The sequence below is a fragment of the Pseudomonas capeferrum genome, assembly GCF_013523055.1.
GTDB classification, from domain to species: domain Bacteria; phylum Pseudomonadota; class Gammaproteobacteria; order Pseudomonadales; family Pseudomonadaceae; genus Aquipseudomonas; species Aquipseudomonas capeferrum_A.
This window is the reverse complement of sequence record NZ_JAAMQM010000008.1, coordinates 177,495-197,262: the sequence shown is the minus strand read 5'-3', so window position 1 is coordinate 197,262 and position 19,768 is coordinate 177,495. Positions and strand designations below refer to the sequence as shown.

The window sequence follows — 19,768 nt, the reverse complement described above, 5'->3', positions numbered from 1 at the left end:
GAGTGATGGCCAGTCATTGTTGCACAGCGACAGGGAAGCTCACAAATTTTAACGACGAATCGTTGAAAACTTATGTCGCAATTTTGAATGTTTTGAGCCTGAAGCCGTGATAGCGGACTGGCTAGAGTCTGAAGCGTTTCAGCCATGACTGCAAGAGAGGGCTTGTGGCCGGCAGTCTGGGACAGACAAGCCTGCCGCACAGTGCGCAGCAGGCTTGGTGAAGTTCAGGAGTCGCTCAGCAACTGGACAGCGGGGTGGCGCCGCCCGGAAGGTATCAGCGAGCCGTTGCCAGCTCTTGTTGGACGCTGGCGACAGTACGTGGCCAAGGTTTACCAGCCTGGACCTTGGCTGGCAAGGATTTGATTGCAGCAAGGGCTGCATCGCGGCTGGCAAAGTTGCCATAGGTGACTACGTAGAGCGGCTTGCCCTGCAGGGTCTTCTTGAAGTAGCGATAGTCGCCACCCTGGGCTTTCACGTAGGCTTGAGCGGAAGTTTCAGAGCTCGTACCGAGGATCTGCACCACATAGTTGCCCGGCTTCTGACCCGTGTACCAATTGCCGCTCGATCCTGCCTTTTCCACGGGCTTGGCCGCGGGTTTCGCGCTGGCCAGCTGTGTCGGGGCAGGTTGGGCAGCGGGTGCTACCGGCTTGGCGGGCTGGGTTGCTACCGGCTTCGAAGGAGGTGCAACCGCCTTCGCGGGGGCCGTCTGCACGGGGGTAGGTGCGGGACCGGCCGGCACGCCCTCGGGCGGTGCCGTCGTGGTGACGGTGGGTGGATTGGAAGGCTGCAGGGCAGTCTCGTTGGCCGGTGCGCCTTCTTCACCCTCGCCCATGCCCGCGGCCTGGGCCAGCGGTTCGCGCATGACAGGCTGCGATTGCCCGTTCAGCGGCAGCGGCTGCGAGGACCCGGAGAACTCGATTGCTGGCGATTGGCCCTGGGTTGCCTGGGCTTGTTCGGCCGGAGCCTGGGCAGGCGCATTGTCACTTTTCTTGGGCATCAGTACTGCTGCGGCAACGGCGACCACGACGACGGCAGACAGTGCCAGCACATGTTTCTTAGGCATATTGAACCCCATGGATGGTCGCTTCGCCGAACTGCGGCTGGCGATCATGGCTTCGATCAATGTATCGCGGGCGACCTGGTTGATTGCGCCAGGCCAACCATCGGCGTTTTCGTGGATCTCGGCGACCTGCTCACGGGTGAACACCCCGATGTCCCGGCCAGCACCTTCCAGGCGCTGCTCCAGATATTCACGGGTTTCCTCTTCGCTATAGGGGGCGAGTTCGATGACATGAATCCGCTCCTCTTGGGCATTGAGTTCATCCAGCCCAGCGATCAGTGACGGTTCGCCAAACAGAAATACGTGCGGACGCCCTTCCGGGACACCTGCCGCCAGCTCCAGCAACGCTTGGAGTGCCGACTCGTCGAGTTGTTCCGCATCGTCCACCAGCAAATAGACTTCCTGACCGGTCAAGGCCAGTTGGACCACATGCGAAAGGAGTTGCGGAACCTCTGCCTGAGCGACCCCCAGGGACTGGGCGATCTGCCCCAGAACACTGGCCGCATCGCCCGCGCCGCGGGCGGAAACCACTACGCTCTGCACGGCCTGCTTGTTGGTGCTGGCAACCAGGGCCTGGCGCAGCAAGGTCTTGCCGCTGCCTTGCGGGCCGGTGACCACGAGCATCAGCTGGCTATAGCGAGCCAGGTGGTGCAACTGGCCAAGGACCGGCTTGCGCTGGGCAGGAAAGAACTTGAAACCCGGAACCCTGGCCGCGAACGGATCATGGCTCAGTTGATAATGGTCGAGAAAGGCCTCATCGGCATGCAAACTGGTCATCGCGCTGTCACAACCTCAAAGCTGCGCCACGATCGCGCGGTAATCCGCCGCCAACGTGGCCTGGAGAATCTCTTTCGGATAGTCGTCGGTAATCACGGCCTCGCCCATCTGGCGCAGCAGCACCAGGCGCATGCGGCCGTCGATTACCTTCTTGTCCACCGCCATGTGCTCCATGAAATGCTCGGGCGTCATTTCCAGGGGCGGTACCACGGGCAATCCCGCCGCCTGCAGCAGGCGAATGCCCCGGTCACGTGCCTGCTGGTCGATCCAACCCAGGCGCATGGACATTTCCAGGGCCATGACGGTACCGGCGGCCACCGCCTCGCCATGCAACCATACGCCGTAGCCCATGTGCGTTTCGATGGCATGGCCGAAGGTATGCCCGAGGTTGAGCGTCGCGCGCACGCCCGACTCACGCTCATCGGCACCCACCACTGCCGCCTTGGCGGCGCAGGAGCGACGGATGGCCTCGGTCAGGGCCTGGGATTCGAGGCTGCGCAACGCATCCATGTGCGTCTCGAGCCATCCGATGAAAGGCTCGTCGCGGATCAGGCCGTACTTGATCACTTCGGCCAGACCCGCCGACAGCTCGCGAGACGGCAACGTCTTGAGGCTGGTGGTATCGATGAGCACGGCGTTGGGCTGATAGAAAGCGCCTACCATGTTCTTGCCCAACGGATGGTTGATACCAGTCTTGCCACCGACGGACGAGTCCACCTGCGACAGCAAGGTCGTCGGCACCTGGATGAAGTCGACGCCGCGCTGGTAGCACGCTGCCGCGAACCCGGCCATGTCACCGATCACACCGCCGCCGAGCGCCACCACCGTAGTGCGACGGTCATGACGCGCGCTCAGCAGGGCGTCGAAGATCAACTGCAGGGTTTCCCAGTTCTTGTGGGCCTCGCCATCCGGCAGTAGCACCGGCAGTACCGAATAGGCACCCAGGGTGCGACTCAGACGGTCCAGATACAGCGGGGCAACGGTTTCGTTGGAGACGATGGCGACCTGCCGGCCAGCAATGTGCGGTGCCAGCAGCTCTGCCTGGTCCAGCAGGCCTTCGCCAATGTAGATCGGGTAACTACGTTCGCCCAGGTCGACTTTTAATGTCTGCATGTATCCCCACAATGTACGAGGCGCGGCACCGCCGGAGCGATCCGCGCGAAAACGTTCAACCCTGCCTCGGCGCTGGTCGCCGAGGATAGACCCGGCTTATCGGAGCGGCAACTTCTGCAAGCGCTCGAAGATGTCGTACACCAGCATGCGCGGCGGCCGCTCGTCGGTTTCCACCACCAGATCGGCAATTTCGCGGTACAGCGGATCGCGTATTTCGAACAGGGCCCGCAACGTGGCCTCCGGATTGGCGGTGCGCAGCAGCGGACGGTTGCGATCACGGGAGGTTCGCTCGACCTGCTGTTCGACCGAGGCGTGCAGGTAGATGACCCGGCCGCCTTCATGCAGGGCATGTCGGTTGGCTTCGCGCATGACTGCACCGCCTCCGGTAGCCAGAACCACACCATCGAGCGCGCAGAGTTCGGCGATCATCGCTTGCTCCCGCTCACGGAAGCCCGGCTCGCCTTCCTTGTCGAAGATCCACGGGATATTGGCACCGCACCGCAACTCGATTTCCTTGTCGGAATCCTTGAACGGCAGGCGCATTTCTTTGGCCAACAAACGTCCGATGGTGCTCTTACCAGCGCCCATGGGCCCCACAAGTATCAAATTTCGCACAGAATCAACGACTCACAGCAATCGCCTGGTCATTCATGATACGCGGAGTCAGGAAGACCAACAGCTCGGATTTTTTCTCTTGTATTAAATCGCGTCGAAACAGCCGACCAACATACGGCAGATCGCCTAAAAATGGCACCTTGTCGACCACATTGTTTTGCACCGTCGAATAGACGCCGCCGATGACGAGGGTCTCGCCGTCCATTACCCGGACCTTGGCGGTGACCTCGTTCTTGCGAATCGGCGGCACGTTGTTCAAGGCATTTATATAGTCGGGCTCGTCCTTGGTGACCTTGACCTCCATGATGACGCGGTTGTCCGGCGTGATCCGCGGCGTGACCTCCAGCGACAAAGAAGCTTCGCGAAACGACACCGACGTGGCGCCACTGCCGCTGGTCTCCTGATAGGGAATTTCCGTGCCCTTGAGGATCCGCGCGGTTTCCTTGTCGGCGGTGACTACCTTGGGCTGCGAAATGATTTCGCCATGGCCGCTCTTTTCCATCGCGCTGAGCTCCAGGTCCAGCAGCACGTCGCCGCGCAGCAGGCCCAGCCCGATCGCGGACGTGGCTTGTTCGGCGCCGAGATCGACGAACAGCTGACTGCCCAGACGCGCGCTTTCACCGTAGAGGGACCTGCCCCAGCGCACGCCCAGGCTGCGCTCATAATCGACGTTGGCCTCGACGATGCGCGCTTCGATCATTACCTGCCGCACCGGCACGTCGAGCCGGCTCACCAGTGATTGCAGCTCGGCGATACGATCGGCCGGCTGGGTCGCTATCAATGTGTTGGTACGCGCATCGACACTCAGGCTGCCCCGCGCGCTCAGGGTGCCCTCATCGGCGAGGGTCGCCAGCAGCAGCTCGGCCAGATCCTGGGCCTTGGCGTGATGGATCGGCAGAAGTTCACGCTGCAGAGGCTGCAACTGGGCATCGAGCTCCTGACCCAGGCGCGTCTCGCGAGCCTGATCGGCCAGTTCGGCCGCCGGCGCCACGAGCCATACGTTGCCTTCCTCTCGTCGGCCCAGGCCCTTGCTGCGCAGGACCAGATCGAGTGCCTGCTCCCAGGGCACATCCTGCAGACGCAAGGTTATATTGCCCCTTACCGAATCGCTGGCTATCAGATTGACACCGGCATGGTCCGCCAGGAGCTGCAGAACCGCCCGCACCTCGACATCCTGGAAATTCAGCGACAGGCGTTCATTGCGCTGCGACGCCATCGCCAATTGCCACGTCAACAACATCGCCAGCAGCACTGCGCCTATTCGTCCTGCGCTCATCCTCGACCTCGACTTCGATAGGTTTCACCAATACCAGGTAGCTCGAGCGCTCCTGCCAGCCATCACTGACGAACACGCGCTCGTGCACCTCGACCTGGTGCTCGTCGATGCGTACCACCACGCCTTCGTTACGTCCCAGGGGGTCGCCAAGCCTTACCCGGTGCACCCGTCCCGCGAAACGCACCAGGGCCTGATGACCTCTCGTCCCCCCGAGGCTGCCGACCATTTCCAGCTGTTCCAGGGGCAGGCCGGCGAGCCCGCTCGCCACGGACCGGGAAGACCAGTGCGCGAACGGATCGCGGACCGGCACGGCGGCGGCAAGCCGCGCCGGTTCTTCGGCCAGCGAAGCAGGGACCGACAGGTCGGCACCCGCGTCGAAGGTCTGTATTCGCAGCTTCAGGCGCAGCAGATGCGCGACCTCATCCACTGCCGCCAGGTGCAACGTCTGTACCTGCAGCAAGCGCAACTGCCCTAGCCATTCGTCCAGCCACTGCCTCAGGGCCGGATACCGTCCTACTACCTGCACATCCAAGGGGATCCTGCGATGGTCGTTTTCGGCAGTGCCGTCGAGCACCTCTACCCGCTCGAACAACAGTCCGTGCTCGCGCCCGGATACCGCCAGCTGCTCGAGCACCTCGCTCATGCCACCCCCGGCCGCAAGGCGCCAGCGGGCATCCCGCAATTCGACCTCGGCCAGCGCGAGCGCCTCGAGTACGGGCTGAAACTGCCGGACCTGCAGCTTCCTGGCCTGCTCTTCGGCTTGCAACTCGTGGCTCAGCGCCACTTCGCGCCGATATTCCTGACGTCTTCCTTCGAGGAGCACTCCCTGCCCCAATGCGACAACGCCTAGCACGATCAGCACCCAGAGCCCTATCTTGAGCGCCAGCGGAGAACCGGCGATCGCGTGCCAGTTCGGTACCCTGAAGGTGCTCAAGGAGTCCCTGCCCGCAGTTGCCCCACGAGCTGGAACCGGTCGCCTGCCGCCTGACTTCTGATCCACTGCAATTCCAGCTCGCGGACGACCGCGAGGCCCTGCAGTTCACGCATGAATCGCGCGATGACCGACGCGGATGCCGCGAGGCCGCCAAGGTGCAGGCGGCCGGCATCGAGTTTCAGCTCATGGAGCTGCAACCCGCCCGGCAAGACCCGCTCCAGTGCCGCGAGCAACTCCGGCACCCGCGCCTGTCCCTGACGAAGTTCGCGCATGCTTGCCAGGCGGGTCCGCACCGCGGCAAGGGCGTTGTCGGTGTCGGCCAAGCGATCCAGCTGCCGCTGCACATCTTCGATCGTCGTGCGCAACTCGGCATTGGCCAACGACGCACGATGCAAGCGCTGTCGTTGTACATGATCGAGCGACCAGACAATGACCAGCCCGAGCAGCAACGCACCGATCAACCCGGCCTGCACTTGCCGGCTGGCTGTCACCCGCTTCCTCTCCCGCCAAGGCAGCAGGTTCGGCCGTACGCTCATGCCAGACCTCCCAAAGCGAGTCCGCAGGCCAGCGCCATGGCGGATCCCTGTGCGCGGAGGGCGTCGGCATTCGACACGCCGGCAAGATGCAAGCCGACCAGCGGATCGATGACCTCGCAAGCGATGCCCAGCCGAGTTTCCAGCGCAGGCAATATCGCTGCCCGCGCACCCCCAGGGCCGGCGAGCAACAATCGCTCCAGCGGACAGCGCGCGGCGTGCGCCTCCACCAGTAGGACAAGCCCGTCCAGCCAGGCTGCATCGATCGGCCCTGGCGGCAATTCATGCCGCTGGGGCAGCACAGTGCCATTCCAGGCATGCAGCGTCGCCTGTCCTGTCTCGATCTGCAGCACTGCCGATGCCTCCTGGCCTGACCTTGGCAATACCGATGCGAGGGCAAAGCTGTCGACTTCGACGCGCCCAGCCCGCAGACCGGCAGCCTCGAGTAGCTGCTCCAAGGGCTCCAGCAAGGACTGGCGACAAGCGGCGATCATCACGTCGACCTGGCCGGGATGCGAGCGTGAAGGCCCGAGCACGTGGAAATCCAGTGCCAGGTCGTCGAGGGGAAAGGGAATGAACCGATCCGCCTCGACCAGCAACCGCGTTTCCATGGTTGCCTCGCCAAGGCCCGCGGGCATGTGGTGAACCTTGCAGATGACCTGAGAGCCGGACAGGGCCACCGCGACCTTGCGCTGGCGGCTCTTGGACCGTCGGCAGGCGGTGCGCAGCGCAGCAATCACCGGTTCCGGCGCGCTTATCCAGCCGTCTTGAAATGCCTGCGCCTCAAACGGCTCCAAGGCCCAGGCCTGGACACAAGCGTGCCCGCGACGGCGCTGCACTTGCATGAGTCGAACGGAATCGGGGGCGATTTCCACCCCCAGCAGTGAACCGGCATCCCTGCCAAAGCGTCCAAGCATCGATTATCTCCCTGTCCTGGCCAGCATCGGTGCGTGGCCATGTTGTCAGTCGTCGCCATCCGTGGCGCGCCCGGTGCCTGGCCGGTCACCCCGCCAAGCGAAAAATGCTTATAATGCCCGGCGATTTTCCGCCCGCCGGACTCGCCTGCAATCCACCTTACTCTGGACACCCAAAAGCCTTGATACGCCTGCTGAAGTTCTTCTGGTGGTCTTTCGTCGCCGTCATCTGTGCGCTCGTACTCGGTGTGAGTGGTGCGTTTCTGTATCTTAGCCCCAGCCTTCCATCGGTCGAGTCGCTCAGAAGCATCCAGTTGCAGATCCCCCTGAGGGTCTACAGCAGTGACGGCAAGCTGATTGCCGAGTTTGGCGAAATGCGCCGCTCGCCGATCCGCTTCGCTGAAATCCCCCCACAGTTCATTCAGGCGCTTCTGTCGGCCGAAGACGACAATTTCCTCAACCACTATGGCGTCGATCCGAGCAGCCTCATGCGCGCCGCGACGCAGCTGGTGAAGACCGGGCATATTCAGACCGGTGGCAGTACCATCACCATGCAGGTGGCGAAGAACTTCTTCCTTAGCAGCGAGCGCAGTTTCTCGCGCAAGACCAATGAAATTCTGCTGGCATTGCAGATCGAACGCGAGCTGACCAAGGACGAGATCCTCGAGCTGTATGTCAACAAGATCTACCTGGGCAACCGCGCCTACGGGATCGAGGCCGCCGCGCAGGTCTACTATGGCAAGTCGATACGCGATGTCAGCCTGGCCCAGATGGCAATGATCGCCGGCCTGCCCAAGGCGCCGTCGCGTTTCAACCCGCTGGCCAATCCGGTCCGTGCCAAGGAGCGCCGGGACTGGATCCTGGGCCGCATGCACAAGCTCGGCAAGATCGACGAAGCCAGCTACCAGACCGCACTGGCCGAGCCGCTGAATGCCAGCTATCACGTGCCGACCCCGGAAGTGAACGCTCCGTTCATCGCGGAAATGGCGCGCGCCGAGATGGTGGGTCGCTATGGCAGCGAGGCCTACACAGAAGGTTTCCGGGTCACGACTACCGTCCCGAGCGACTTGCAGGAAATCGCCAACAATGCCGTTCGCGACGGTCTGACGGCTTACGACGAACGGCACGGCTATCGCGGGCCCGAGTCCCGCTTCCCTGGCAAGACCCGCGCGGCGTGGGAGCAGGAACTGGGCAAGCAGCGTAACTTCGGTGGCCTGGAGCCAGGCATAGTGACCCAGGTGGAAAAGACCGGCCTCAAGGTCCTGACCCGTAACGGCAAGGAAGAAGACGTCGCCTGGGATACCATGAAATGGGCCCGACCATTCCTCAACAGCAACAGCCTGGGACGAGCGCCGCAGTCTCCGGCCGACGTGGCGCAGGTGGGTGACCTCGTGCGCCTCCAGCGCCTTGAAGATGGCAGCCTCAAGTTCAGCCAAGTGCCGGGCGCGCAGAGCGCGCTGGTAACGCTGGATCCTTACAGCGGCGCGATTCGTGCCCTGGTGGGCGGCTTCTCCTTCGAACAAAGCAACTACAACCGCGCCACGCAGGCCAAGCGTCAGCCGGGGTCGAGCTTCAAGCCGTTCGTCTACAGCGCCGCGCTGGATAACGGCTACACCGCCGCCAGCCTGGTCAATGACTCGCCGATCGTCTTCGTCGATGAATACCTCGACAAGGTCTGGCGCCCGAAGAACGACACCAATACCTTCCTTGGCCCGATCCGCATGCGCGAGGCGCTGTACAAGTCGCGCAACCTGGTATCGATCCGCCTGCTGCAGGCCATGGGCATCGACCGCACCATCGAGTACATCACCAAGTTCGGCTTCAACAAGCAGGATCTGCCGCGCAACCTGTCCTTGGCACTGGGCACGGCGACATTGACGCCGATGGAAATCGCCACCGGTTGGAGCACCTTTGCCAACGGCGGCTACAAGGTCAGCCCGTACCTGATCGAGCGCATCGAGAGCCGTCATGGCGAGACCCTGTTCGTTGCCAATCCGGCTCGCACGCCACAACCCGAGCAGGATCAGGCCGGCATTGCCGCGCCGGAACAGCCGATCAGCGTCCAGCTGCCTGGCGAAGCCTCGACCACCCCCACTCAACCGGTTGAAGCCATACCGGCGCCCGTCGTGGCCGAACGCATCATCGATGGGCGCACGACCTATATCCTCACGAGCATGCTCCAGGATGTGATCAAGCGTGGCACCGGACGTCGCGCCATGGCGCTGGGCCGTACCGACCTGGCCGGCAAGACCGGCACCACCAACGAATCCAAGGACGCCTGGTTCTCGGGCTACAACGCTGACTACGTCACTACCGTGTGGAGCGGCTTCGACCAGCCGGAAACCCTTGGCCGACGCGAATATGGCGGCACCGTGAGCCTGCCGATCTGGATGAGCTTCATGGGCGCGGCGCTCAAGGACAAGCCCACTCACACGCCTGCCGAGCCTGAGGGAATCCTCAGCCTGCGCGTCGATCCGGTCAGCGGCCGGGCGGCTACGCCCGACACGCCCAATGCCTACTTCGAGCTGTTCAAGGCCGAGGACTCACCTCCGTCGGGCAGCGAGCTGGGCAACGGTGTCGCCCCCGGCAGCCCGCTACCCGCGGACGAAGCAGCGCCGATGGATCTCTTCTGAGGGCAACTTCAGGACTCGCGCGGCGCATGGCCGCCGGTCCTGAAGCATGACGCAAAAAAAAACCGGCTCCTGGGAGCCGGTTTTTTTGGGCTTGGGATCAGCCGTTGAACACGTCATCCACGCTCTTGAGCGGGTAGTGCTTGGGATACGGCAGGGTCGCCACGCCGGATTCGATGGCAGCCTTGGCGACGGCATCGGACACGACGGTGATCAGACGAGCGTCCATCGGTTTCGGGATGATGTACTCACGACCGAACTCCAGCGACTCGACGCCGTAGGCTTCGCACACTTCCTTCGGTACCGGCAGCTTGGCCAGGTCCTTCAGGGCGTTGGCGGCAGCCACCTTCATCTCTTCGTTGATACGCTTGGCGCGGACATCCAAGGCACCACGGAAGATGAACGGGAAGCCCAGGACGTTGTTGACCTGGTTCGGGTAGTCGGAACGACCGGTAGCCATGATCACGTCGCTGCGCGTCTCGTGAGCCAGTTCCGGCTTGATCTCCGGATCCGGGTTGGAGCAGGCGAACACGATCGGATTCGCGGCCATGGACTTGAGACCTTCAGGGCTCAGCAGGTTCGGACCGGAAAGGCCGACGAACACGTCCGCGCCATCCAGGGCATCGGCCAGGGTGCGCTTGTCGGTAGCGTGGGCGAACTGGGCCTTGTACTGATTCAGGTCGTCACGGCCAGCGTGGATCACGCCGTTACGGTCGATCATGAAGATGTTCTCGACCTTGCCACCCATGCTGACCAGCAGCTTCATGCAGGAGATGGCGGCAGCACCGGCGCCCAGGCAGACGATCTTGGCGTCAGCGAGGGTCTTGCCGGCGATTTCCAGCGCGTTGATCATGCCGGCCGCGGTCACGATGGCGGTGCCGTGCTGGTCGTCATGGAAAACCGGGATATCGCATTGCTCGATCAGGGTACGCTCGATCTCGAAGCACTCGGGTGCCTTGATATCTTCGAGGTTGATGCCGCCGAAGGTAATGGAGATGCGTTTGACGGTGTCGATGAACGCTTGCGGGCTTTCGGAATCGACTTCGATGTCGAACACGTCGATACCAGCGAAACGTTTGAACAGAACGCCCTTGCCTTCCATTACCGGCTTGGACGCCAGCGGGCCGAGATTGCCCAGGCCCAGGATGGCAGTACCATCGGAGATCACGGCGACCAGGTTGCCCTTGCCGGTGTATTTGTAGGCCAGCTCCGGATCACGGCCGATCTCGCGCACAGGCTCGGCGACACCCGGGCTGTAGGCCAGGGACAGGTCGCGAGCGGTGGAAGTCGGCTTGGTGAGCTCGACGCTCAATTTCCCTGGACGAGGATGAGCGTGATATTCGAGAGCGGCGGTTTTGAGATCTGACATGGTGGGCATTCCGCTATTTATCTGTTCTGACGGACCGCCGAGGATACGCAAAGACCCGGAGGGCTACAAGACTGCCCGGTCACGAGTGTCAAGGCCTTAAGCCTACGACTTTATGCTAGAACCCAAGGAGGGCAACGCCTTGAGTGTGTACAATCTCGACAATAAATGTCTACATTTATTTAGCGTCGAGACACCTCGAGCATGCCTGGATCGGTCAGTGGAAGCAGCCAGCGAGACCGATCCGGTTTGAGCCCACCTTGGCTCGAACGATCGCGGACCCAACCTCGCACCTCGATCTGACGCCCTTTGAGCGAATCGAAGAACCCAGAGGGAAAGCGCTTCAGTTGTCGCCCAGGAACCTGGACCACCACAGCGCCGTCCAGCGTCAACCACAAGCCGCCGCGATTGCGCTCAATGCTGGACACACGCCCGGCGATAACCGCAAAACCCGCTTGCCTGACCGTGTTGGGTCTTCGCGCTGGCGATTGTCGCCAGACGCCGAGGCGCGCCTTGCGGGCGGCCTGTTCGGCCTTGAGCTGGCAATCGGCCAAGCGGCCATTTGGGGGTATCACGATTCGATAGCCGAGCCCCTCGCCGAGAAGGACGGACTCCAGATTCACGCCCCCGCGGCCATAGGCATGCGCCAGCGTCCGGCCATAGCGGTCCTTGGATTCGGCACCGGCCACCAGACCTATCCGGTCGTCACTGGCCTTGACGAGCGCCTGCAGGCGTCGCCGGGCCACTTCGGCGAACGGCTCGCTGGCCTTGCCTCTGCGGCCGATTTCCGGTGCGTTGATGCCGATCAGGCGCACGCTGCGACCGTCGGCCAGGCGCAGGGTGTCGCCATCCACTACATGACGCACTGTCACCTGACGCGGCTTTTCCGGCGCAGGGCAGAACGCTTCAGCCGACAGTTGCCAGATCGCGCCCACAAAAAAGGCGCCCACAAGGGACGCCTTCTTCAGCAACAGCGCGAAACCCGGAGGGTTCGCCATGTGCATGCTTACTTCTTGGCACCGAACATGCCGAAGCGATCGGCGAACTTCTGTACGCGGCCGCCAGTGTCCAGTACTTTCTGCTTACCAGTGTAGAACGGGTGGCACTCGGAGCACACGTCGATTGCCAGCGGTTTGCACAGAGTCGAACCGGTTTCGAATTTGTTACCGCAGCTGCAGGTGACAGGAATCACTTCGTATTGCGGATGGATATCTTGCATGGTCACTTCCTCGGCTGCGTGCCGCCATCCAACACCATTGTTGAATACCGCACGTAAATAGGCGGTGAATAATACCAGAGCTCAGCGTAGGCGCAAGTTGTCGCTTGCACCGACCGTCGTCTGCTAGGCTCGCCGGGCCAAGAATTCCCCTTCAGAGACCTCCCGCGTGTCCGACGTCATCCTGCGCCTCGCCTTGCCCTCTCCCCTGCGTCGTCTGTTCGACTATCGGGCACCGGCAAACATGGCACACAAGACGCTGACCCCCGGCATGCGCGTTCGCGTCCCTTTTGGTCGTCGTGAAATGATCGGTGTGCTGGTCGAGGTCTGCGACACCAGCGAAGTGCCCGCCGAAAAGCTCAAGCCCGCCAGTGCCTTGCTGGACACGGTCTCGCCCATGCCCGCCGCGCTGCTCAAGCTTTGCCTGTGGACGGCCCAGTACTATCAGCACAGCCTTGGCGACACATTCAGCTGGGCCCTGCCGACCCTGTTGCGCCAGGGCGAGCCGGCGGAAATGCGCCAGGAGCGCTTCTGGCAGATGGTGCCTGACGCCCGCCTCGACGACCCTCGCATTGCCCGCGCGCCGCGCCAGCGCGAAGCCTTGCAGACCCTCGCTCAGCACCCGCATGGGGTTGCCCACGCCCTGCTGAGCAAGCTGGGTCTCAACAAGGACAGCCTGGACCTGCTGTTGGCCAAGGGGCTGGTGCAGGTCGAAGTACGTCGCCACCTGCCCCAGGCGCGTCACGAACACTGGCTGGCGCAACCCGAGCTGCCGCTCAACGATGAGCAGCGTACCGCCTATGACGCCGTACGCACGGGATTCGGCGGTTTTCATGCGTTTCTGCTGGCCGGGGTCACGGGCAGCGGCAAGACCGAGGTGTACCTGCAGCTCATCCGCGAAACGCTGGAAGCGGGCAGGCAGGCGCTGGTGCTGATCCCCGAGATCAACCTGGGACCGCAGACCCTGGCGCGCTTCGAGCAGCGCTTCAACGCGCGTATCGCCCTGCTGCATTCGGCGGTCAACGATCGGGAACGCCTCGACGCCTGGCTCGCCGCGCGAGACGGCGAAGCCGACATCATCATCGGTACCCGCTCGGCACTGTTCACGCCGATGAAGCGCCCAGGCCTGATCATCATCGATGAAGAACATGATGGCTCCTACAAGCAGCAGGAGGGCCTGCGCTATCACGCTCGCGACCTGGCCATGGTGCGCGCGCGCCAGGAGAACATTCCCATCCTGTTAGGCTCGGCCACGCCTTCGCTGGAGAGCCTGCACAATGCCTACACCGGGCGTTACGGCCTGCTGCGCATGAACCAGCGCGCCGGCGGCGCTCGACAGCCACGGTTCATGCGCCTGGACGTCAAGAGTCGGCCGCTGGACAGCGGCATCAGCGGACCGCTGCAACAGGCCATGGGCCAGACATTGGCCGCGGGGCAGCAGGTGCTGGTGTTTCTCAACCGGCGCGGCTTCGCGCCGACCCTGCTGTGCCACGACTGCGGCTGGCTCTCGGAATGCCCGCGCTGTGATGCGCGCATGACCGTGCACCAACGCTCGGGCGTGTTGCGTTGTCATCACTGCGGCCATGAAGAACGCCTGCCGCACCACTGCCCGCAATGTGCGCATGTCGACCTGCGGCCCGTGGGCGCCGGCACCGAACGCGCGGAAGAACGCCTGAAGATACTCTTTCCTGATTATCCGGTGCTGCGCGTGGACCGTGACAGCACGGCCCGCAAGGACGCCATGCAGCAACTCTTCACCACGATCCAGCGTGGCCAGCCCTGCATCCTGGTCGGTACTCAGATGCTCGCCAAGGGGCACCACTTCCCGAGGGTCACCCTGGTGGCGATCCTCGATGCCGACGGAGGGCTGTTCTCCGGCGACTTCCGTGCCAGCGAGCGCATGGCGCAGTTGATTGTCCAGGTCGCCGGTCGCGCCGGGCGCGCCGAAGAGCCTGGCAAGGTGATCATTCAGACCCACCTGGCCGAACACCCGCTGCTCGTGCAACTGACCGAACAAGGATATTTCGCCTTCGCCGAACAAGCCCTGAGCGAGCGCCGCGCCGCCGGCCTGCCACCGTTCTCTCACCTCGCCCTGCTGCGCGCCGAGGCGCACAAGCCCGGCCAGGCGGAAGGCTTCCTCGACGAGGCCTGCACCGCGGCCGAACGGCTGCTGGCCGAGCAGGGAGTGCAAGGAGTGGAATTGCTCGGGCCGGTGCCCGCGCCGATGGAGCGCCGGGCCGGGCGCTTCCGCGCGCAACTGCTGCTGCAGGCCAATGCGCGGGCGCCACTGCACCGTTTGATCAGTGCCTGGTTGCTGGTCTTGGAACAAATGCCGTCCGGACGGCAGGTACGCTGGTCGGTCGATGTGGACCCGGTCGACCTGTACTGACAACGGCCCCGGGTCCAGTACCGCACGACAGCTGCCGCAGTACCAAAGGTTGGCAACCTGGCCGCGGCAACGGATAATGCCCAGTTTTTCCACCTGCGCATCGAAGCGCCGCCGCGCTTGCGGTCGAAAGAGAAGCCACATGAAAGACACCATTCGCCAGCTGATCCAGCAAGCCCTCACCCAACTCGTCGCCGACGGTGTGCTGCCTGAAGGGCTGACGCCGGCGATCCAGGTGGAAAACGCCCGCGACAAGACCCATGGCGACTTCGCCAGCAACATTGCCATGATGCTGGCCAAGCCCGCCGGCATGAAGCCGCGCGACCTGGCCGACAAGCTGATCGCCGCGCTGCCGGCCAGCTCCGATGTCAGCAAGGTCGAAATCGCGGGCCCGGGCTTCCTGAACTTCTTCCAGAATACCCAGGCCTTGGCCAATCGCCTGGAAGCAGCCTTGGCGGACGATCATCTCGGCGTACGCAAGGCCGGCGCGCCGGAGAAAGTGGTCGTGGACCTGTCCGCGCCGAACCTCGCCAAGGAGATGCACGTCGGCCACCTGCGCTCGACCATCATCGGTGACAGCGTGGCGCGCGTCCTGGAGTTCCTTGGTGACGAAGTGATTCGCCAGAATCACGTAGGTGACTGGGGCACGCAGTTCGGCATGCTGATGGCGTACCTCCAGGAAAACCCGATCACCAGCGACGAGCTGTCCGATCTCGAGAACTTCTACCGCGCGGCGAAGAAGCGTTTCGACGAATCCGAGGAGTTCGCCACCCGCGCCCGTGGCCTGGTCGTCAAGCTGCAGACCGGCGACCCCGAATGCCTGGCGCTGTGGACGCACTTCAAGGACATTTCCCTGTCGCACTGCCAGAAAACCTATGAGCTGCTCAACGTCAAGCTGACCATGGCCGACGTAATGGGCGAAAGTGCCTATAACGACGATCTGGCCAGCGTGATCGCCGACCTGAAGGCTCAGGGCCTGCTGGTCGAAAGCCAAGGTGCGCAGTGCGTGTTCCTCGATGAGTTCAAGAACGCCGAAGGCGAGCCACTGCCAGTCATCGTGCAGAAGGCCGACGGCGGCTACCTGTACGCCACCACCGATCTGGCGGCCGTGCGCTATCGCAGCAACGTGCTCAAGGCCGACCGTGCCCTGTACTTCGTCGACCAGCGCCAGGCGCTGCACTTCAACCAGGTCTTCGAGGTAGCCCGCCGCGCCGGGTTCGTCGGTCATCCGATGCACATGGAGCACATGGGCTTCGGCACCATGAACGGCGCCGATGGCCGCCCGTTCAAGACCCGTGATGGTGGCACCGTCAAGCTGGTCGACCTGCTTAATGAAGCCAAGGACCGCGCCTACATCTTGGTCAAGGAGAAGAACCCGACCCTTGCCGAAGACGAGCTGCGCAACATTGCCGAGGTCGTCGGCATCGGCGCGGTGAAGTACGCCGACCTGTCCAAGCACCGCACCAGCGACTACAGCTTCAACTTCGAGCTGATGCTCAACTTCGACGGCAACACCGCGCCCTACCTGCTGTATGCGTATACCCGCGTGGCGAGCGTATTGCGCAAGCTGGGCAAGGGCTTCGACGAAGTGGTCGGCGAGATCGTCCTGCAGGCCCCTCACGAGCAGGACCTGGCCGCGCGCCTGGCGCAATTCGGCGAAGTACTCAACAACGTTGCCGAAAAGGGCACGCCGCATGTGCTGTGCAGCTATCTGTACGACATCGCCGGACTGTTCTCGAGCTTCTACGAGCACTGCCCGATCATCGCCGCCGAGACCCAGGAGCAACAGCAGAGCCGTCTGTGCCTGGCCGCCCTGACCGGTCGCACCCTCAAGCAAGGCCTGGAGCTGCTGGGCCTGGAAACCCTGGAGCGCATGTAAGTTGGCCGCCAAGAAGAAACCCGCCCCCAAGCGCGGCGCCAGCCGCCAGCAGGCTCCGGCCAAGCAGCCGATCCCTGGCTGGGTATGGCTGGCGGTCGGGCTGACCGTTGGTGCTTTCATCGTTTTCCTGATGAAGCTGGAACCGGGCAGCGGTGACATCAAGCGCACCACGGCCGAACAGCAGAAGCAGGAGAAGATCGCCGAGGCCAGCAAGACGCCGCCGTCTCCGCAACAGCCAGTCAAGCCGAAGTACGACTTCTATACCCTGCTGCCCGAATCCGAGGTCATCGTGCCTACCGAGGCGGTGCCGGAGAAAACGCCACCGGTCCCGGCCCAGCCGGTCACCCCGGTAACCCCGACCGAAGCGGCCAAGATCGATACCGCGCGAGCGCAGGCCGCCTTGCTGGGCCAGACACCCCCACCGGCGCCGCCGGTGATCAAGCCTGCGGCGACTACCCAGTACTTCCTTCAGGCCGGCTCGTTCCGCAAGCAGGCCGATGCCGACAAAGTGCGCGCGCAGATCATCCTGCTCGGCCAGTCGGTCAAGGTAGAATCGGGAACGGTGAAAGAGGAAACCTGGTATCGCGTGCTGGTCGGTCCGTTCAGCAACCGCGAGCAGCTGACGGTTGCCCAGAAGCAACTGGCCAGCGCCGGATTCGCCAATCTGCTGTTGCAGCAGCGCCAGACCCGCCAGTAAGCCAACGGGCCTTGGCGCGACGCAGCGCCAGGGCCCTTGTCTTCAACGCCGCTCGGCGTTGACCCGCGAAATCTGACCATTCAAGGTCCAGAAGTCGTACAGCACTCCCACCAGGAACAGACCACCGGTACACAGGTAGATCAGTGCACTGATCCATTTGCCCTGATAGAGCCGGTGTACCCCGAAGATCCCCAGGAAAGTCAGGAGCACCCAGGCCAGGTTGTAGTCGACACGGCCCGGCTGGAAGCGCATGTCCGCCTGGCGATCCATCGATGGGATCAGAAACAGGTCAATCAGCCAGCCAATGCCGAGCAGGCCCAGGGTGAAGAACCAGATGGTTCCGGTGATCGGCTTGCCATAGTAGAAGCGATGCGAGCCGGTGAAGCCGAAGATCCAGAGCAGATAGCCCAGCACCTTGCTGTGAGTGTCATGGGCGGAAGCACCCTGTTGATAACTATTCATCCATACCCCTCTCGGGTTTGAGAAAAAAATGTATAAGAGAAAATGTGACTTTTCTCAATGAAGCCGACGTATGGCCCTCTGCAATCGACCAGCGGATCATAAATTGATCAAAAAGCTGTTATAAAGTTGCGCGCCGACACCTATAGTCAACTAATAAGAGCTTCGCCTATGCCACCTTTATTCAAGACATGGCTGACCCTCTGCCTATTATTACCCCTGGCCGCCCACGCCACCAACCGTGAGCAACGTCTTCCCAACGGCTTTACCACGCCATCGGCGAGCGCCAAAGTCGCTCGTGCGCCGATCCATTACGGCACCTTGCGCGCGCGACCAGCGAATGCTGCCAAGTCGCCGAGCCTGGCTACCGCGTCCAATGCAGCCAAGCAAAGCAGCTCGGTGCTCAGTCGTGCCGTGAATGTCCTCGGTACGCCCTACCGTTGGGGCGGCAGCAGCCCGAGCAAGGGTTTCGATTGCAGCGGGCTGGTCAAGTACGCGTTCAACGACGTAGCGCACGTGAACCTGCCGCGCACCTCCAGCGCCATGGCTCAAGGGCACGGCGTCAAAGTGGCGCGGGGCGATCTCAAGCCTGGTGACCTGTTGTTCTTCAATATCAAGAGCCGCCGAGTCAATCACGTGGCCATCTACCTGGGCAACGATCGCTTCATTCACGCGCCACGGCGCGGCAAGAACGTCTCGATCGACAGCCTGAAAAAACCTTACTGGAACAAGCACTACGTCGTCGCCAAACGCGTGCTGCCCAAAGAGCAGAACACCGGGTTGCGCGTGGCCAATCGTTGATTGGCCCTCGGGGCGGTGCCGTTTCCGACCGCCCTCGAAAAATATCCCCTCATGCCCGCTCACGAGCCTGACCAGGCTCGATCAGCCGCCGCGCTATCAGTTTGCCGAGCGCCGCCTCCATGGTCTGCATGCCAGCCGCTGCTCCGCTCTGCATGACCGAATAGAGTTGCGCCCCGCGCCCCTCGCGAATCAGGTTCCTCACTGCCGGTGTAGCCACCAGCACTTCACGCGCGGCAACCCGGCCGCCACCCCTGCGCTTGACCAGTACCTGGGCCACGACCATTCGTAACGACTCGGCGAGCATCGCTCTGATCAGGGGCTTTTCCGGTGCCGCGAAGACCTCGACCAAACGATCGATGCTGTTCACCGCCGAACGGGTATGCACCGTTGCCAGTACCAGGTGCCCGGTTTCCGCCGCCCGCAAGGCCAGGCGAACCGTCTCCAGATCACGTAACTCGCCGATCATGATCACATCCGGGTCCTGGCGCAGGGCGCTGCGCAGCCCTTGTGCGAAATCGAGGCTATGGCGGCCGATCTCGCGCTGATTGACGAGACTTCGCCGCCCCCTGTGGATGACTTCGATGGGGTCTTCCAGGGTAATGATGTGCGCTGATCGCTCGCGATTGAGTTGATCGACAAGGGCGGCGAGCGTACTTGTCTTGCCGCTGCCGGTCGGGCCACCTACCAGGACCAGCCCATCGGTCCACTGCGCAACAGGTCGAAACACTTCTGTCAGGTCCAATGCTTCCAGCGTCGGGACTTGCGAAGGGATCAGGCGAAAGGCCGCGGCCGGGCCATTGAGCTGCAGGAACAGGTTGAGGCGAACGCGACCGACCGCGGGCAGGTCAAGGGCCAGGTCCAGCTCTTCCCTCGCCTCTAGCCGGGCGATACGCGCTTCGCCAAGCAGCGCCAGCAGGCCTGCGCGCAAGACGACAGGCGATGTGACGGCGAGGTCCATCCGCCGCAGCTCGCCATCCTGCCGCAGCAACGGTACTTCCCCGGCGTTCAGGTGCAGGTCCGAAGCCCCAGCAGCGACCGCTCGGGCCAAGAGTTCAGTCACGTCCATGAGACTCCCCAAAGGCCATCAAGCAGGTAGAATGCCGCAGACCCCA

The 19,768-nt window shown here is 63.0% G+C and carries 17 protein-coding genes; 5 read left to right on the top strand and 12 right to left on the bottom strand.

Annotated elements, in window-relative coordinates:
* Nucleotides 1–274: 274 nt before the first annotated feature.
* The 7 genes from G7009_RS11400 to pilM all read right to left on the bottom strand — a co-directional run bounded on the left by G7009_RS11400 (nucleotide 275) and on the right by pilM (nucleotide 7,225).
* Complete coding sequence (locus tag G7009_RS11400; protein ID WP_181130175.1) at nucleotides 275–1,837, bottom strand: SPOR domain-containing protein; 1,563 nt, start codon at nucleotides 1,835–1,837, stop codon at nucleotides 275–277.
* Nucleotides 1,838–1,852: 15 nt separating this feature from the next.
* Nucleotides 1,853–2,950: a 3-dehydroquinate synthase gene (gene aroB / locus G7009_RS11395; RefSeq protein WP_181130174.1), complete on the bottom strand. Its 1,098-nt coding sequence runs from the start codon at nucleotides 2,948–2,950 to the stop codon at nucleotides 1,853–1,855.
* Between the two features lie 96 nt (nucleotides 2,951–3,046).
* Nucleotides 3,047–3,565 (bottom strand): shikimate kinase AroK, encoded by a 519-nt coding sequence (gene aroK / locus G7009_RS11390; protein ID WP_181130173.1) that lies wholly within the window; start codon nucleotides 3,563–3,565, stop codon nucleotides 3,047–3,049.
* A gap of 4 nt (nucleotides 3,566–3,569) precedes the next feature.
* The gene (locus G7009_RS11385; protein ID WP_181130172.1) at nucleotides 3,570–4,841 is read right to left on the bottom strand and encodes a type IV pilus secretin PilQ; all 1,272 of its coding nucleotides are present in this window, start codon (nucleotides 4,839–4,841) and stop codon (nucleotides 3,570–3,572) included.
* A complete protein-coding gene (locus G7009_RS11380) occupies nucleotides 4,762–5,775 on the bottom strand; it encodes a pilus assembly protein PilP (RefSeq protein ID WP_181130171.1) in 1,014 nt (337 codons plus the stop codon). Before G7009_RS11380 ends, G7009_RS11385 begins: the two co-directional genes overlap by 80 nt.
* Nucleotides 5,772–6,311 carry a PilN domain-containing protein gene (locus tag G7009_RS11375; protein WP_181130170.1) on the bottom strand — a complete coding sequence of 180 codons (540 nt, stop codon included), beginning with the start codon at nucleotides 6,309–6,311 and terminating at the stop codon, nucleotides 5,772–5,774. Before G7009_RS11375 ends, G7009_RS11380 begins: the two co-directional genes overlap by 4 nt.
* Nucleotides 6,308–7,225: a type IV pilus biogenesis protein PilM gene (gene pilM / locus G7009_RS11370; RefSeq protein WP_181130169.1), complete on the bottom strand. Its 918-nt coding sequence runs from the start codon at nucleotides 7,223–7,225 to the stop codon at nucleotides 6,308–6,310. The genes G7009_RS11375 and pilM overlap by 4 nt, the downstream gene beginning before the upstream one ends.
* Nucleotides 7,226–7,404: 179 nt before the next feature.
* On the opposite strand from pilM, the gene G7009_RS11365 reads away from it, so the two are divergent.
* Nucleotides 7,405–9,855, top strand: coding sequence for a penicillin-binding protein 1A (locus G7009_RS11365; protein ID WP_181130168.1), 2,451 nt, complete (start codon nucleotides 7,405–7,407; stop codon nucleotides 9,853–9,855).
* A 97-nt stretch (nucleotides 9,856–9,952) separates the two neighbouring features.
* Here G7009_RS11365 and G7009_RS11360 read toward each other — a convergent pair whose 3' ends face one another.
* The 3 genes from G7009_RS11360 to rpmE form a co-directional block, all read right to left on the bottom strand.
* Nucleotides 9,953–11,221 (bottom strand): malic enzyme-like NAD(P)-binding protein, encoded by a 1,269-nt coding sequence (locus G7009_RS11360; protein WP_181130167.1) that lies wholly within the window; start codon nucleotides 11,219–11,221, stop codon nucleotides 9,953–9,955.
* Nucleotides 11,222–11,400: 179 nt separating this feature from the next.
* Nucleotides 11,401–12,222, bottom strand: coding sequence for a thermonuclease family protein (locus G7009_RS11355; protein ID WP_181130166.1), 822 nt, complete (start codon nucleotides 12,220–12,222; stop codon nucleotides 11,401–11,403).
* A gap of 2 nt (nucleotides 12,223–12,224) precedes the next feature.
* The gene (gene rpmE / locus G7009_RS11350; protein ID WP_181130165.1) at nucleotides 12,225–12,437 is read right to left on the bottom strand and encodes a 50S ribosomal protein L31; all 213 of its coding nucleotides are present in this window, start codon (nucleotides 12,435–12,437) and stop codon (nucleotides 12,225–12,227) included.
* A gap of 166 nt (nucleotides 12,438–12,603) precedes the next feature.
* Here rpmE and G7009_RS11345 point away from each other — a divergent pair, with 166 nt between their 5' ends.
* The 3 genes from G7009_RS11345 (at nucleotide 12,604) to G7009_RS11335 (ending at nucleotide 17,396) form a co-directional block, all read left to right on the top strand.
* The gene (locus G7009_RS11345; protein ID WP_181130164.1) at nucleotides 12,604–14,823 is read left to right on the top strand and encodes a primosomal protein N'; all 2,220 of its coding nucleotides are present in this window, start codon (nucleotides 12,604–12,606) and stop codon (nucleotides 14,821–14,823) included.
* A gap of 139 nt (nucleotides 14,824–14,962) precedes the next feature.
* Nucleotides 14,963–16,699, top strand: coding sequence for an arginine--tRNA ligase (gene argS, locus G7009_RS11340; protein ID WP_181130163.1), 1,737 nt, complete (start codon nucleotides 14,963–14,965; stop codon nucleotides 16,697–16,699).
* A 1-nt stretch (nucleotide 16,700) separates the two neighbouring features.
* Nucleotides 16,701–17,396, top strand: coding sequence for an SPOR domain-containing protein (locus G7009_RS11335; protein WP_181130162.1), 696 nt, complete (start codon nucleotides 16,701–16,703; stop codon nucleotides 17,394–17,396).
* A gap of 42 nt (nucleotides 17,397–17,438) precedes the next feature.
* Here G7009_RS11335 and G7009_RS11330 read toward each other — a convergent pair whose 3' ends face one another.
* Nucleotides 17,439–17,858, bottom strand: a complete 420-nt coding sequence (locus G7009_RS11330; protein ID WP_181130161.1) for an NINE protein — start codon at nucleotides 17,856–17,858, stop codon at nucleotides 17,439–17,441.
* 168 nt (nucleotides 17,859–18,026) lie between these two features.
* Here G7009_RS11330 and G7009_RS11325 point away from each other — a divergent pair, with 168 nt between their 5' ends.
* Nucleotides 18,027–18,656: a C40 family peptidase gene (locus G7009_RS11325; protein ID WP_181130160.1), complete on the top strand. Its 630-nt coding sequence runs from the start codon at nucleotides 18,027–18,029 to the stop codon at nucleotides 18,654–18,656.
* 49 nt (nucleotides 18,657–18,705) lie between these two features.
* Here G7009_RS11325 and G7009_RS11320 read toward each other — a convergent pair whose 3' ends face one another.
* Nucleotides 18,706–19,722, bottom strand: a complete 1,017-nt coding sequence (locus G7009_RS11320; protein ID WP_181130159.1) for a type IV pilus twitching motility protein PilT — start codon at nucleotides 19,720–19,722, stop codon at nucleotides 18,706–18,708.
* Nucleotides 19,723–19,768 lie beyond the last annotated feature (46 nt).